The following is a 13930-nucleotide window of genomic DNA, read 5'->3' on the forward strand; positions in this document are numbered from 1 at the left end:
GCTCGAGGGGCAGGAAGAGGGAACGAAAGCGGGCCCAGCGCTCATGCAGAGCGGTCGGGCCCAGCGATCAGGCAGAGAGGTCGGGCGGAGCGCCCAGGCCGAGCAATCGAGACAGCGCTCAGGCGGAGACGGATGCCGCGGCCTGCAGCTCCGCGACCGCCCGGCGAGCCCCGCGCACAGCGATCGCGACACTCGTGAGCGTCGGGTTCATCGTGTTCGCCGTCGGGATGAGCGCGTTGCCACCCACGACCAAGCCGGAAACGCCCCACACGCGCGAGTACGGGTCGGCGACCGAGGTGCCGTCGTCGGTCTCGCCCATGCGCATCGTGCCCATGTAGTGCAGGCTCGAGCCGTTCGGCATGAGCCGGGGCTCGGCGACGAACTCGCCCAGCGCCTCGCCGATGCGCCGCAGGTCGGTCGTGGCCGCAGCGATCTCGCGGTGCTCGGCATCCGTCAGCTCGTACTCGATCGTGAAGTTCGGGAACCCGCGATAGTCGCGCTCGTCGTCGGTGAAGGTGAGGCCGTCCTCGAACCGGGGGCGCTTGCGCAGCCCGTTGCCCATGTTGACGAAGCCCCACCGATTGCCCGCGAACCGGCTGCCCTCGGGCAGCGGGAACGGCGTGTTCTCGGAGTACATGACCTGCAACGAGAACGGGTGATCGGGCTCGGAGAACGGGATGCGGTTCACCGCGGCGACGGGGTCCGCCGCGTGCTTCGCCCGCTGCGCGAGCTCGGCATCCAACTGCTCTTCACTGGCGAAGCGGCTCATCTTGCCGGCATCCAGTGCCACCGTCGTGATCACGACAGGGTGCTCGGTGAGGTATCGGCCGAGGGCGGCGGGACGGATGCCGGAGGCCCACAGCAGCTGCGGGGAGCGGAACGCGTCCGCGGCGACCACGACGAGATCGGCGGCCACGAAGGAGGTCTCGTGGGTGCGGAGGTCTTCCACGGTGACCCCCGTCACCCGGTCGCCGTCGAGCTCGACCCGGCGGACCAGTGACAGGTCGCGCAGCTCGAAGCGGTCGGCGACGGGGTTGCCCGGCTCGATGAGCGGACCGAGCACGAAGTCGGTGCCACCCCAGCGCATCGACCCGTCGGGCTGGGGCTCACCCGAGACCGGAAGCGTGCCGACGCCGTAGCCCTCGGGAAGCTCGTCGTCGAACTCCTCCGCGAGCAGCGAGCGGATCGCAGCCCCGACGGCGGAGTCGGCGAATGCGGCATCCTGAACGTGCAGCAGCCCCTTCGCGGCGGCGAGCAGGTCGTCCCATTCGGCATCCGGGATGAACGGGATCTTCTCGCTGAATCCCGGCGACGGGGTGGCGCACGTCCAGTGCGCGCCCTGACCGCCGACGTTGGTCGCACCGGCCGCCGCGGCGAACGTCGGCGCGTGGGCCGAGCCCTCGCCGCCGAAGTCGAAGAGGTGGGTTCCCTGGCGGGCGGTGAACATGCCCTCCACGACCGTGGCCGACGGGATGCCGAGCGACTCGCGGTGATCCCCGGCCTGAGGCCCCTGCGAGAGCTCGCGCGCGCGGGCCTTGGCGTCGGGGTCCTCGATGTTCCGGACGCTCTGGCCCGGCCGCTCGGTCACCTGCGGACCCGCCTCGAACATGATCACGCGGGCGTCGGGGAGTCCCTCGAGCAGCGTCCGCGCGTACGTCGCGCCGATCGGACCGCTGCCGACGACGGCGATGGTGGTGGTGTTCGACATGGGGTGCTCCTCGGGTGTCACGCGGTGACGGTTTCGCTGGATGCTGTGGAGGCGGCCTGCGGGTCCTGCTCGTCCGAGAGCCGACCCGCCGGCAGCAGGACGGCGGCGACGATCCCCACCGCGTACACGATGGCGAGCGCGAGGAAGACGGGCGTGAGCACGCCGCCGTAGAGGTCGGCGACCTGGGACTGGATCGCGGGCGATGCGGAGTGGACGGACTGCGGAGTGAGGGTCGATGCCTCGAGTCCGGTTGGAACCCCCGCCGCCACGCCGACGGCGATCACACCGCCGATCACCGCGGTGGCGACGGTCGAGCCGACCTGGCGCACGAGATTGATCGACGCGGTGATGGCGCCCGTCTCGCTCCGCGGCGCGGCGCTCTGGACGACCGCGACGATGAGGCTCATGAACGCTCCGGTGCCGACGCCCACGACCGCCATGACGATCATCGGCACCCACAGCGGCACGCCGACGGGCAGCAGCGACATCACGAGCAGACCGGCGGCGCTCAGCGCGGTGCCGACGATCGCGAACACGCGGTAGTGGCCGGTGCGGCTGGCCAGGAACCCGGTGGCGAGGTTGCTGACCAGCATCCCGAACACGGTCGCGATCGGGACGAGACCCGAGACCGTCGCGCTCGTCTGGTACGCCATCTGGAAGTAGGTGGGGAGGTACGCGGTCACCGAGAAGAGCCCGATGCCGATGATCGCCGACAGGGCGGTGCCCGCCGATATGGTGCGGTTGCGGAAGAGGCGCAGCGGCACGATCGGCTCGTCGGTGCGCAGCTCGATCAGGAAGAAGGCGGCGAACGCCATGGCCGAGATGACATATGCGACGACGGATGCTGCTGCCATGCCGGCCGAGCCGGTCCAGGTGACCGCGAGCACGAGCGCGACGAGCGCCGCCGTGAACGCGATGGATCCCGCGTAGTCGAAGCGGCGACGCCCGGCCGGCTCGATGTGCGGGATCGCGACGAGGGCGAGGCCCAGGGCCACGAGGCCGAACGGGATGTTGATCCAGAAGACCCAGGACCATCCCCAGTAGTCGGTGATGAGGCCCCCCACGACCGGGCCGATCAGGATGGCGATCGGGAAGGCCGCGCCGATGATCGCGAGGTAGCGCGGACGCTCGCGGGGCGTGGTGACCTGGGCGATGATCGTCTGCGACATCAGCTGCAGACCCGCGGAGCTCATCCCCTGAACGACGCGCGCGACGATGAGCTGAGGCATGTCCTGGGCGAACCCGCACACGAGCGATGCCACGAGGAACACGATGAGCGACGTGAGGAAGATCCAGCGTGGTCCCACCATGTCGCCGAGCTTGCCGAGCACCGGCAGCAGCACGGTGCTCGCCAGCGTGTAGCCGACGACGATCCAGCCCATCTGCTCGAGGGCGCCGAGCTCGCCGGCAACCGTCGCGAGCGAGGTCGAGACGATGGTGTGGTCGAGCGCGCCGAGGAGCGACACGGTCAGGAGCGAGACGACGAGGAGGCGGAGCCTCAGAGGTGTGAGCGGCATTTCCGATTCACCCGAGAGATCGGGCGGTCGACGCGACTCGGTGTGCCCCAGCCGCGACTTCACGGAGGGAACGGACCCGGTGAGGATCCCGACGTCACTGTCGATTATAGGTGGTCTTTAGTCCGATTTCAACTAAAGAGTGGGATGCCCGTCTCCCGCTCGGAGAAGGTCCAGAGGTTGGCGATGGCACGCCGGCGTCCCGGGCGCAGGACGGCGAGCCGCACCGGTCGGCCCGTGTTGACGAACCGCGGTCCGTAGAACTCGCCGCCCTTCGCGGCCGGATCCGTGGCCGCCCGGATCTGGGGCATCGCACCTTCGGGAGGCGCCATCCCGGTCGATTGGGCGGCACGTGCGAAGAACGGTGCGAGCGCGCCGCCACCGCCCTCGCGCACCGTGCGCAGCTGCAGATCGCTGTGCGAGAGCCCGGGGTGCGCGATGAGACTCCGGGCGCGGACCCCTGCCTGGGCGAATCGCTGGTTCAGCCCGAGACCGAAGTGATAGTTGGCGAGCTTCGCGGTGCCGTACGCGAGCCAGGCCTGGTACCGCCCCGGTGGGTACGGCTTCTCCGGGTCGATCGCCCGTCCGAAGTGATGCGCCGTCGAGCTGACGGTGACGACGCGGGCCGCGGGCGCGGCGAGGAGCGACGGGATCAGCAGCGCCGTGAACGTCCAGTGCCCGAGGTGGTCGATGCCGATCTGCGTCTCATAGCCGTCGACCGTTCGCCCCTCGGGCGACGCCATGACACCGGCGTTGTTGACGAGGATGTCGATCACGGGATGCCGGTCGGCGATGTCGCGGGCGGCTCGGGTGGTCGAGGCCTGCGAGCCGAGATCCAGCTCGACGAGCTCGAGCGCGGCATCCGGTGTCTCTTCGCGAATGCGCCTGATCGCGGTCTCGGCCTTCTCCTGGTCGCGGACCGCCAGCACGACGCGGGCGCCCTTCGCCGCGAAAGCCCTGGCCGTCTCGAAGCCCAGCCCGCCGTTCGCGCCGGTGACAACCGCAACCCGACCGCTGAGGTCGGGGATCGAATCCCGCGTGTACGCCATGCTTCTCCTCCGGTCCGGACCCCAGGCTATTCCGCGAGGCGATACGGAACGTGCGAGCCGATACGAATTGCACTGTGCAGATCGTGTCGGCTCGCGCAGTCTGTATCGGCTCGACAGACAGACAGGGATAGGAGGAGCTGCGCTCAGGCCCGCTGCCGCACCCGCGACCGCCGCCGAGCCGCCGGGATCTCGGGCGCCGCCACCGCGGGCCCCACGAAGCCCAGGAGCTCGCCGATCCCCTCGACGGTCATGCGCACCTCGTCGTCCTCCTGCAGGGCGGGGATCATCGAGCCGCGTCCCCACAGCTCGCCGAGGCATCCGCCGTTGCCGACGGTGCCGCTGCCGAGCACGTCGCCCGCAACCACCCGCGCGTTGCGCGAGGCGTAGGCGACGAGGTCGCCGAACGGCCAGCCCATGTTCGAGACGAGGTCTTCGCCGACGAGCTCGCCGTTGATGCGCACCTCGGCACGGATCGCGAGGAAGCCGTCTGCGTCGAGATAGGGCTCGAGCTCGTCGGCCGTGACGATCCAGGGGCCGAGTGTCGTGCCGAAGTCCTTGCCCTTCGCCGGACCCAGGCGCACCTTCATCTCGCGGGACTGGAGGTCGCGCGCCGACCAGTCGTTCATGATCGTGTAGCCGAAGATGCGCCCGGCGCCCTGTTCCGGGGTGAGGTTGGCGCCCGGCTCACCCCCCAGCACTGCGGCGATCTCGAGCTCGAAGTCGAGGCGCTCGGTGACGGGCGGGGCGACCGCGTCGGTGGGCCCCAGGATCGTGTGCGGGTTCGTGAAGTAGAAGGTCGGCGCCTGGTACCACTCGGGCACGACCTCGCTCTTGCCGTCCACGGACGCCGAGACGCCCTCGACGTGCTCTTCGAAAGCCACGAAATCGCGGACGGATGCCGGCACCAGCGGCGCGAGCAGCCGGACCTCGCCGAGGCCGGTGCCCGCGTCACCGCGAACCTTCGCGTACGCGGTGTGCGCAGCATCCAATCCTCCCGAGAGGATGTCGGCGACCGTCTGTCCGTCGGGGAACGCAATCACCTGATCGTCGACGACGAAGCCCTCAGCGACCGCGTCGCTGCCGTCCGGGATCCACCGCGCGATCCTCACGCGCGCACCCGCGTCTCGAGCAGTGCCTCCGCGTTGCCTGCGAGGATGCGTTTTGCGATCTCGTCCGGCAGGCCGGCATCCCGCACGAAAGCGACGGGATCATCCAGCCCCATGTCGAACGGGAAGTCGCTGCCGAGCAGCACCTGCGATTCGCCGGCGACCTCGACCAGGTGGCGGAGCGCGACTGGATCGTGCACCACCGTGTCGAACCACAGCTTGCGCAGGTACGTCGAAGGCGCGTGCTCGCAGCGCCGCGCCTCGGGGCGCACCTGCCAGGCCCGATCGGAGCGGCCGATTGCGAAGGGGAGGTACCCGCCGCCGTGCGCGGCGACGATCTTGAGATCGGGATGCCGGTCCAGAACTCCCGCGAAGATCAGGTGCGACAGAGCCACGGCGTTCTCGGCGGGCTGCCCCACCGTGTTCGAGAGGTAGAACCGGTCGAGACGCTCGTCGAGGCTGCAGCCGAACGGGTGCAGGAAGACGACCGCTCCGAGCTCGGCGGCGCGCGCCCAGAACGGCTCGAGCCGCTCGTCCGACAGCTCCACGTCGCCCGCGAACGACGAGATCTCGACACCCGCGAGACCGCGGCCGAGGATCGCGTCGTCGAGGTACTCCACGATGCGGGACGGATGCTGGAGCGGCACGACGCCGAGCCCCGTCAGCCTGTCGGGAGCCTGGGCCACATGCGCGGCGATGAGGCGGTTCGTCTCCATCGCGACCCAGACCGCGAGGCCCTCGGGCGCCCACGGGTAGAAGTGGTTCGGCGAGACGCTGACCCACTGCCGGTCGATGCCCTGCTCGTCCATGGCGGCCAGTCGCGCGCGCACATCGGTGAGCTTCGGGATGCGCGACCCGATCATCGCGCCCGACGCCTTGAGGCTCTCGACGCCGTTGCGCCGGCGCTCGAGGTCGGCGGCTTCCGCGACGAGCTGCGGGACCCGCCGCTCGACCTCGGCGTGGAGCTCGGGCAGCAGCAGGTGCGCGTGGACGTCGGTGATGAGGGCGCTCATGCCGGCTGCGCCATCTGGTGCGCGGTGCGGAAGATGAGGCCGGCGGCATCGGCATCCCGATCGCCATCGATCTGCCATTGCCCGAGCTGGACCGACGCGTCCACGATGGTCTGCACCCGCGGCAGGCGGCGCGCGTGGAAGATGTCCCACAGGTCCTGGTCGAGCGACTCGAACTGGACGAGCAGCTCCGTCAAGACGAGCGCGTCCTCGAGGCCCTGTGCCGCACCCTGCGCGATCGTGGGCGGGCAGCTGTGTGCGGCGTCGCCGATGACGACGACCCGGCCGCGGTTCCACGATCCCTCGACGAGGTGCTTCGTGAACCACGTGTAGTTCGCGTGGGCGCCGTTCTCGAGCGACCCGCGGATCGCGTTCCACGGACCCTCGTACGCGCGCGACTCGTCGATCATGATGCGGGTGGCGTCCTCGTCGCTCACTCCGAAGCGATCCTGCGCCTTCTCGACGAGGAACGCGTACATCGTGTCCTCGCCGGTGGGCGTGTACCCGGCGATGTAGACGGGGCCGCCGTAGTACAGCTCGGTGCGCTCCACGTCCGCCGGGCGCGCCACGAAGGAGCGCCAGATGCCCATGCCGGTCGGCTGCGGCTTCTCCTCGATGCCGATCATCTCGCGCACCCCCGAGTTGAGCCCGTCGGCTCCGATCACCAGGTCGTAGACGCCGACCGCTTCCTCGTTGACGAACACCTCGACGTGGTCGTCGCCCTGCACGAGCCCCGTCACCGCGGCACCGAAGCGGACCGTCGCACCGGCCTTCGTCGCGTGGTCGAGGAGGATGCGGGCGAGCGCCGCGCGCGGCATCCCCATCTGCGCAGGGAAGTCGGGTCCGCCCGCCTTGACGTCGGGGAGCTCGGCGACGATCGGCGCACCGGGCCCGGGTGCCCGCAGATTGAGCCCCTCGAACGGATAGCCGGCGGCGCGGAGGTCGTCCCATGCTCCCAGAGCGCCGAAGACGCGCAGGGCGTTGCCCTGCAGGGAGATGCCCGACCCGAGCGCGCTGAGCTCGGGCTTGGCCTCGAAGACGTCGACGGTGACGCCCGCCTTCGCGAGCTGGATGGCGGCGGCGAGTCCGGCCACGCCGGCTCCGGCGATGGCGACCTTGCTGACTGCGGTCATGTGAGAACCTCTCTGTTCTTCTGTTCGGGGGGTGTCTAGAGGATGGCGACGGGGTTGATGGGCGAGCCGACCGCCCCGGTGATGCGAAGGGGCGCGGCGGAGAGCAGGAACTCGTACCTGCCCTGCTCCGCGCAGACGGCGGCGAGCTCGTCGAGATCCCACAGCTCGCCGATGGTGAGGCCGAGATTGGGGATCACCACCTGGTGCAGCGGCTGGAACGCCGGCACGTCGAACTCGTTCGGGCGCACCTCGAAGCCCCACGTATCGGTCGCGATCGCGGCGATCTCGGTGCGATGCAGCCAGCCGGCCGTGGTGAGCGAAAGGCCGGGGGCGGGCCCGCCGGCGTAGTCGCCCCAGCCGTCGCGGCGCGTGCGGGCGAGCTGGCCGGTGCGGACGAGCACGATGTCGCCGCGGCCCACGGCGCTCGAGGCGCCCTGGGCGGCGATCGTCGCGTCGAGGTCGGCGGCGGTGATGGCGTAGCCGTCTTCGAGCTCACCCGTCTCGGGGCGCAGGTGACGGGCGACATCGAGCAGCACACCTCGCGACACGATGACGGATGCGGTGTGCTCGATGCCCGTGACGAGGTCGCCCTCGCTCGTGACGACGTCGCCGGCGCGACGACCGTTCCACGCCATGCCGTGGTCGAAGATGTGGCCGAGGCCGTCCCACTGGGTCGAGCACTGCAGCGGCATCGAGATGACGTCGTCCGCGCCGCCGATGCCATGGGGGAACCCCTGGTTGCCGCGCTCGGCATCCGTTCCCGTGTCGGTCATCGTGTGCACGGGGTTCGTGCGGCGGCGCCAGCCCTTCTGCGGGCCGTTGGTGTCGAACGACTGCGAGAGCGACACGACGGTGCCCCGCTGCACGAGCCCAGCCGCCGCGATGCGTTTGGGCTCGTCGATGAGGTTGAGCGTGCCCAGCACGTCGTCCTCACCCCATCGGCCCCAGTTGCGGAAGGCCTCGGCGCGCGCGCCGATCTCCGCCTCGGGGTCGGTGCGGTCGAGGTCGGCCGGGTTGTCGGATGGCCGGGTCATACCGCGGGCCCCTCGGCGATGCAGCGCACGACCTGGGTCCCGAGCCCGGTGATCGACCCCGTCATGACGTCGCCGTCGCGCAGGAACCGCTTCCAGTGCTGGCCGTTGCCGGCCGGGCTCCCCGTCAGCAGCAGATCGCCCGGCAGCAGAACCGTGGTCTGCGACGCGGAGGAGATGAGGGCGGGGATGTCGAACAGCAGGTCGCTGGTCGAGCCGTCCTGCTTGACCTCGTCGTTGAGTTCGAGCCGCACCGTGACGTCTCCGCCGTCGACGAACTCGGCCGGGACGAGGAAAGGACCGGTCGGCAGGAATCCGGGCGCGTTCTTCGCACGGAACCAGTCGGTGCCGATCTCCTTCATGTCCTTGCGGAACACGAGGTCGCGGGTCGTGACGTCGTTCACGATCGTGTAGCCGGCGACGTGGTCGAGGGCCTGCTCGCGGGTGACCCGGAACGCCTCTTTCCCGATGACGACGGCGAGCTCGAGCTCCCAGTCGTGCACCTCGCTGTAGGCGGGGAGCACCAGCGGCACGTCGTCGCCGACCACCACGGTCGGCAGGCCGATGAAGAAGTACGGCTCGCCGTTCGCGGCACGGTCGTCCATCATCTTGGCGGCGAACTCGCGCGCCTCTTCGGGCGTCCGGTCCGAGTTGTTCGTGAGTCCCGCGGCGACGAGCTCGATGACGTGCTGCCGATAGTTGGCACCGGCCTGCAGCACCTGGCGGGGCTCGACCGGTGCCGTGAGGACGACGCCGTCGAGCGGCATCCACTCTCCGTCGCTCGTTGCGAGCGCGGCGAGGCGGCTCCAGTCGGCGTGCGCCAGGAAGGCGTTGAGGTCGGGGGCGCCGAGCTCGTCGGGGCCGAGCGGGCGGATGCGGTCGCCCGCGACGAGGCCGAGACGCACGGCATCGCCGTCGCGGTAGCGGGCGAGGGCGATGGGGGCAGTCAGTCCGGCTGACGTCGTCGTCATGTGATCTCCGAGTCGGAAGGGTGCGAGGGGTGGTGGCCAGACGTGCGGGCGGGCGCTCTTCGAACCCCCGCCCTTGGTCTATCAGCCCTGCCCGTGCTTGGCGTAGGGGTTGAAGAGCGCGTCCTTGATCTCGTCGGGCACGCCCTCTTCGGTCGCGGAGGGGCCGTCGGCCGGCGGGAACGACTCGGTCATCGACATCGGCATGACGCTGTTGCGGTAGAAGTTGTTCGAACCCTGCGAGGGCTTCCAGGTGTTCGCCTCCCAGTCCGGCACGTAGTTGCGGTAGCCGCCCGTGTTCAGCTCGATGCGCAGGCTCGAGGGCTCGCGGTAGTAGAGGAAGTTCTGCTCGCCGATGCCGTGGATCGACGGGCCGTACTCGATCGGGTAGCCGTTCTCGCCGAGCACGTCCGCCGCGATGAGCAGCTCTTCGCGGGTGTCGACCCAGAAGGCGTAGTGGTTCACGCGACCGGCCGTGGTCGAGCCGTCGAGCACCACGCCGAGGTCGTGCGACTTCTCATTCGTCGTGAGCACGGAGAAGACCGAGATGGGCGCCTCGTCGAGCACGGTGCGGGCCATGAAGCGGAAGCCGAGCACGTCGACGTACCACTTGACGAACCCGTCGACATCGCTCGTCGCGATGGTGACGTGGTCGAGCTGGCGGGGAGCGCCGGCGACCTTGCTGCGGCGCGAGGGTCGGTCGGGGTAGATCGACGCGGCGTCGCCCTCGGTGTCCTTGTGGCGCGTGACATCCCAGTGCAGGGTCAGCGTGTGGCCGTAGGGGCCGGTGAAGCGGTAGGCGCGGCCGATCTTGTGGACGTCGACCCACTCGCCCTGGATGCCGGCGGCCTCGACGCGCTTAGCTGCCTCTTCGAGCGCTTCCGGGCTCGAGGTGCGCCAGGCGGCGGTCACGAGCGAGGGCTGGTCGCCCGGCACGACGACGACCGAGTAGGCGTAGTAGTCGCCCCAGCAGCGCAGGTAGACGGCGCCGTCGACGCGGTCGACGACGGTGAGGCCGACCTGGTTGACGTAGAAGTCGACGGACGCCTCGACATCCGGCGAGGTGATCTCGACGTAGGAGAGGTGGGAGAGCAGTTTGATCATCTTCGATCCCTTTCGGATGAGTCTTCGGGGTGATCCCGAGAACTACTTTCGTCCGAGTCGGGCATATCTGGGAACGGCATATCACCAATGGTGAGAATCAGTTCCGTTTATAGAACGGATGCCGCGCCCAGGTCAGCCGCGAGCGCTGCGTCGAGCGCGAGGTCGTCGAGATCCGACGGCCGACCGCCGTCCACCAGCGCGTCGACGGCGCGGCGGAGCACCACGCGCTCGGCGCGCTCGAACCGCGGCGGCGCCGTGCGCCGGGAGGCGGCATCCGTGACGGTGAACTGCAGGTCGGCTTCGTCTCCGTCGAGTTCCAGCAGGGTCGCGCCGAGACCGGTCAGGCGGAGCCGCCCCCGTTCCGGCGCTCCCGGCTGCGCTGCGAAGACGAGCGACACGGGCGCCCCCTCCGCGGTCTCCAGCAGCGCGATCCCCCCTGCGCGCGTCGACTCCGCCGAGCGCAGCACAAGCGGCGAGCGGCCCATCACGCGCGCCCAGCCCAGCGCGTCGCGCTGGGCCGAGTGAAGGGCAAGAGCCGGAGCGTGGCATTCGACGACGAGGGCGGCCGGCGGCGAGAGCTCGGTGATGGCCGCGACGACGAGCCCTGCGGTATCGGCACGCAGGAGGGGGCGCTCGATGATGACCGGCCGGCCCGAGGCCGCTGCGTCGACCGCCCTCAGTCCTTGCGCCGGCGCCGAGTGCGGGCGTGAGATGACGACGGCCGCCGCACCCTCGCTGAAGGCGCCGACGGCGGCATCCCACCAGCCGTCGTCGCCGCCCACCGCGACGATGGCACCCCCGCCATCGCCGGCGAGACGCGTGCCGACCGGAAGCTCGGAGGCCGCGACGCGATAGCGCTCGAGTGCCGAGTGCACGGGGATCGGGTGCGTCATGCCGCCGCCCCGATCAGTGCCGCCGCTTCGTCGGCGAGGCCGAGCGCGAAGCGGGCATCGTCCAGCAGCTCCTCGTACTCCACCGGCATCCCGCTTCTGAGCAGCTCCGCCAGCGCGTGCCATTCGGCGATGTAGCCGTCATCGGCGACGCGTCCGTACGTCGTGTCGTTCCCGCCCGCCGCCAGCACCCGCACGCTTGCGCTGCCCGAGTGGACGAAAGCCGGAGGAAAGGTGACGTCGAGGCGGTCCCGCTCCGTCGTCACCGTCAGCCGCCAGAGCGCGTCGGCACCCTCCGGCAGCATGACGGTCGTCAGCTGGACCGGGATGCCGCTCGCCGTGAAGCCGACCGCGAACCCGATCGGCGGCAGCGCACGCGCAAAGACGACGCGCTCGAAGCGGGGCGCAAGGTCTCGCACGAGGGGCAGGTCGTGGATCGCCAGCCCGGAGATCAGCTGACGGACGACGCCCGCGGCGACCTCCGGCCGGCCGAGGTCTAGTGCGGAGCGGCGACCCGGTGGCAGCGTGAGCTCGGCCACGACGTCGTGATAGCGCCCGTTCGGCGGCAGTGCGAGGGTCACGGAGATCGAGACGACCGGTCCTCCGGTCGCCGTGAGATAGTGCTTCGCCCTGCCCCACGCCGGGTCGAAGTAGTGATTCGTGCCGATGAGCAGCGGGATGCCGGCATCCCGGCACGCTGCAATGGCATGGTGCGCCTCATCCGCGGTCGTGGCGATCGGCTTCTCGCAGAAGATCGCCCGTTTGCCCGCCGCGACGCTCGCGAGGATCTGGGCCGCGTGGTCGCCGGGAGGGCTGCAGATCGCCACCACTTCGACCTCCGGGTCGGCGAGGAGTTGGTCGATCCCGCGGGACGAGCGCGCGCCGAGCTGCTCGGCGATCGCCGTCGACCGGCCGCTGCCGGCATCCGCCACGTGGACGATCCGGAAGTCCCCCTCCAGGCGCGCGAGCGTCGGGACATGAAGGGCTGCCACGCCGGGTCCCGCCCCGATGATGCCCACTCCGTATGCCATTTCATCCTCCGCTACTTCGGCTTGAAGAGTACCTAAGTCAGTGTCTGTTTGACTATAGATGCCTCGAATTGCGGTGTTCGCGTCCTCGGTTATGCAAGAATCGACCATGGCCAGGGAGTCCACACTGCGTTTCGGCGCTCAGACCGACGAGATGACGAGCCTCTTGCGGATCGTCAACATGGTGCGCATCGGCGATGCGGCCACACGGCCCGAGATCGGGCGCGTGACCGGACTCGGGCGCGGCGTCGTCACGCAGCGGGTGGATGTGGCCATCGAGATGGGCTACCTCGTCGATGGGGAGTTCGGCCCGTCCTCCGGTGGTCGAGCACCGCGCACGCTGCGATTCCGCGGCGACGCGGGGCGCATTATCGTGTGCGCGCTCGGCGCACTCCACATCCACGTGGGCGTCGCGCTGCTCGACGGCGACGTGATCGATCAGGAGCACTCACCGTGGGACATCTCCCGCGGACCGGCAGAGACGCTCGAGAAGGCCCAGGGCATGATCGACACCCTCCTCGCCCGGACGCCCGACGTTCCGGTCTGGGGCATCGGCGTCGGAGTGCCGGGACCTGTCGACTTCGATTCGGGCCGGCCCGTGGCGCCGCCCATCATGCCGGGGTGGAACGGGTTCGACGTGCGAAAGCGATTCGAGGAGCGCTACGAGGCTCCGGTCTGGGTCGACAACGACGTCAACCTCCTGACGCTCGGCGAACGGGCACGTCGAGGAGACGATCACCTCGATCTCATCTACTGCAAGATCGGGTCGGGCATCGGAGCCGGGCTCCTCTCGAACGGTCACATCCACCGCGGGGCGAACGGGGCGGCGGGCGACATCGGGCACGTCCGCGTGCGCGACTCGGACGCCCAGTGCCGCTGCGGCAAAGTCGGATGCCTCGAAGCGGTCGCCGGCGGCTGGGCGCTCATCCGCGACGCGCTCGCCGAGATCGATGCCGGTGCCACCGGTGCCCTCGCGACCGTCGTGGCAGAGGGAGCCGAGATGACCCCCGAGCGCATCTCCATCGCGGCCGAGGCGGGCGATGCCCTCGCGATCCGGCTGGTCCAGCGCTCTGCCCGCATCGTCGGCGAGTCGATCGCGGCGCTCGTCAACATGTTCAACCCGTCGACGATCGTCATCGGCGGCGCGGTCGCCGCGGCCGGCGAGCTGTTCCTCGCCGAGGTCCGCCAGCGCGTCTACGAGCTGTCCCTCCCCCTCGCCACGCGCGACCTCGCGATCGTCAACTCGCAGAACGACGTGCGCGAGCCGTTGCGAGGCGGCATCGAGATGGTGCGCGAGCAGCTGTTCGATGCGACCTTCCCCCGCTGGTTCGGCATCGGCCGCCCCACCATCGCCGCGGTTCGAGGGATGGCCGAAGTCCTGGCCTGAAA

The 13930-nt window shown here is 70.1% G+C and carries 12 protein-coding genes; 1 reads left to right on the top strand and 11 read right to left on the bottom strand.

The window, feature by feature from the left end; translation table 11 throughout:
- Window positions 1-118: 118 nt before the first annotated feature.
- The 11 genes from AC1DP3_RS00885 to AC1DP3_RS00935 form a co-directional block, all read right to left on the bottom strand.
- Complete coding sequence (locus AC1DP3_RS00885) at window positions 119-1708, bottom strand: GMC oxidoreductase (protein ID WP_477290339.1); 1590 nt, start codon at window positions 1706-1708, stop codon at window positions 119-121.
- A gap of 17 nt (window positions 1709-1725) precedes the next feature.
- The gene (locus AC1DP3_RS00890) at window positions 1726-3225 is read right to left on the bottom strand and encodes an MFS transporter (RefSeq protein ID WP_477290341.1); all 1500 of its coding nucleotides are present in this window, start codon (window positions 3223-3225) and stop codon (window positions 1726-1728) included.
- A gap of 128 nt (window positions 3226-3353) precedes the next feature.
- Window positions 3354-4271 (bottom strand): oxidoreductase, encoded by a 918-nt coding sequence (locus AC1DP3_RS00895; RefSeq protein WP_477290342.1) that lies wholly within the window; start codon window positions 4269-4271, stop codon window positions 3354-3356.
- A 143-nt stretch (window positions 4272-4414) separates the two neighbouring features.
- Window positions 4415-5380: a fumarylacetoacetate hydrolase family protein gene (locus AC1DP3_RS00900; protein ID WP_477290344.1), complete on the bottom strand. Its 966-nt coding sequence runs from the start codon at window positions 5378-5380 to the stop codon at window positions 4415-4417.
- Window positions 5377-6390 carry an amidohydrolase family protein gene (locus AC1DP3_RS00905; protein ID WP_477290346.1) on the bottom strand — a complete coding sequence of 338 codons (1014 nt, stop codon included), beginning with the start codon at window positions 6388-6390 and terminating at the stop codon, window positions 5377-5379. Before AC1DP3_RS00905 ends, AC1DP3_RS00900 begins: the two co-directional genes overlap by 4 nt.
- Window positions 6387-7520: an FAD-dependent monooxygenase gene (locus tag AC1DP3_RS00910; protein ID WP_477290348.1), complete on the bottom strand. Its 1134-nt coding sequence runs from the start codon at window positions 7518-7520 to the stop codon at window positions 6387-6389. Before AC1DP3_RS00910 ends, AC1DP3_RS00905 begins: the two co-directional genes overlap by 4 nt.
- 35 nt (window positions 7521-7555) lie before the next feature.
- The gene (locus AC1DP3_RS00915; RefSeq protein WP_477290350.1) at window positions 7556-8554 is read right to left on the bottom strand and encodes a cyclase family protein; all 999 of its coding nucleotides are present in this window, start codon (window positions 8552-8554) and stop codon (window positions 7556-7558) included.
- Window positions 8551-9522: a fumarylacetoacetate hydrolase family protein gene (locus AC1DP3_RS00920; RefSeq protein ID WP_477290352.1), complete on the bottom strand. Its 972-nt coding sequence runs from the start codon at window positions 9520-9522 to the stop codon at window positions 8551-8553. The genes AC1DP3_RS00915 and AC1DP3_RS00920 overlap by 4 nt, the downstream gene beginning before the upstream one ends.
- A gap of 81 nt (window positions 9523-9603) precedes the next feature.
- Window positions 9604-10623, bottom strand: coding sequence for a VOC family protein (locus AC1DP3_RS00925; protein WP_477290353.1), 1020 nt, complete (start codon window positions 10621-10623; stop codon window positions 9604-9606).
- Between the two features lie 107 nt (window positions 10624-10730).
- Window positions 10731-11516 carry a hypothetical protein gene (locus AC1DP3_RS00930; protein ID WP_477290355.1) on the bottom strand — a complete coding sequence of 262 codons (786 nt, stop codon included), beginning with the start codon at window positions 11514-11516 and terminating at the stop codon, window positions 10731-10733.
- A complete protein-coding gene (locus tag AC1DP3_RS00935; RefSeq protein ID WP_477290357.1) occupies window positions 11513-12544 on the bottom strand; it encodes a Gfo/Idh/MocA family protein in 1032 nt (343 codons plus the stop codon). Before AC1DP3_RS00935 ends, AC1DP3_RS00930 begins: the two co-directional genes overlap by 4 nt.
- A gap of 106 nt (window positions 12545-12650) precedes the next feature.
- On the opposite strand from AC1DP3_RS00935, the gene AC1DP3_RS00940 reads away from it, so the two are divergent.
- Complete coding sequence (locus AC1DP3_RS00940) at window positions 12651-13928, top strand: ROK family protein (RefSeq protein WP_477290359.1); 1278 nt, start codon at window positions 12651-12653, stop codon at window positions 13926-13928.
- The last annotated feature ends 2 nt before the right edge of the window (window positions 13929-13930 follow it).

This window comes from Microbacterium sp. P5_B6, from assembly GCF_056400345.1.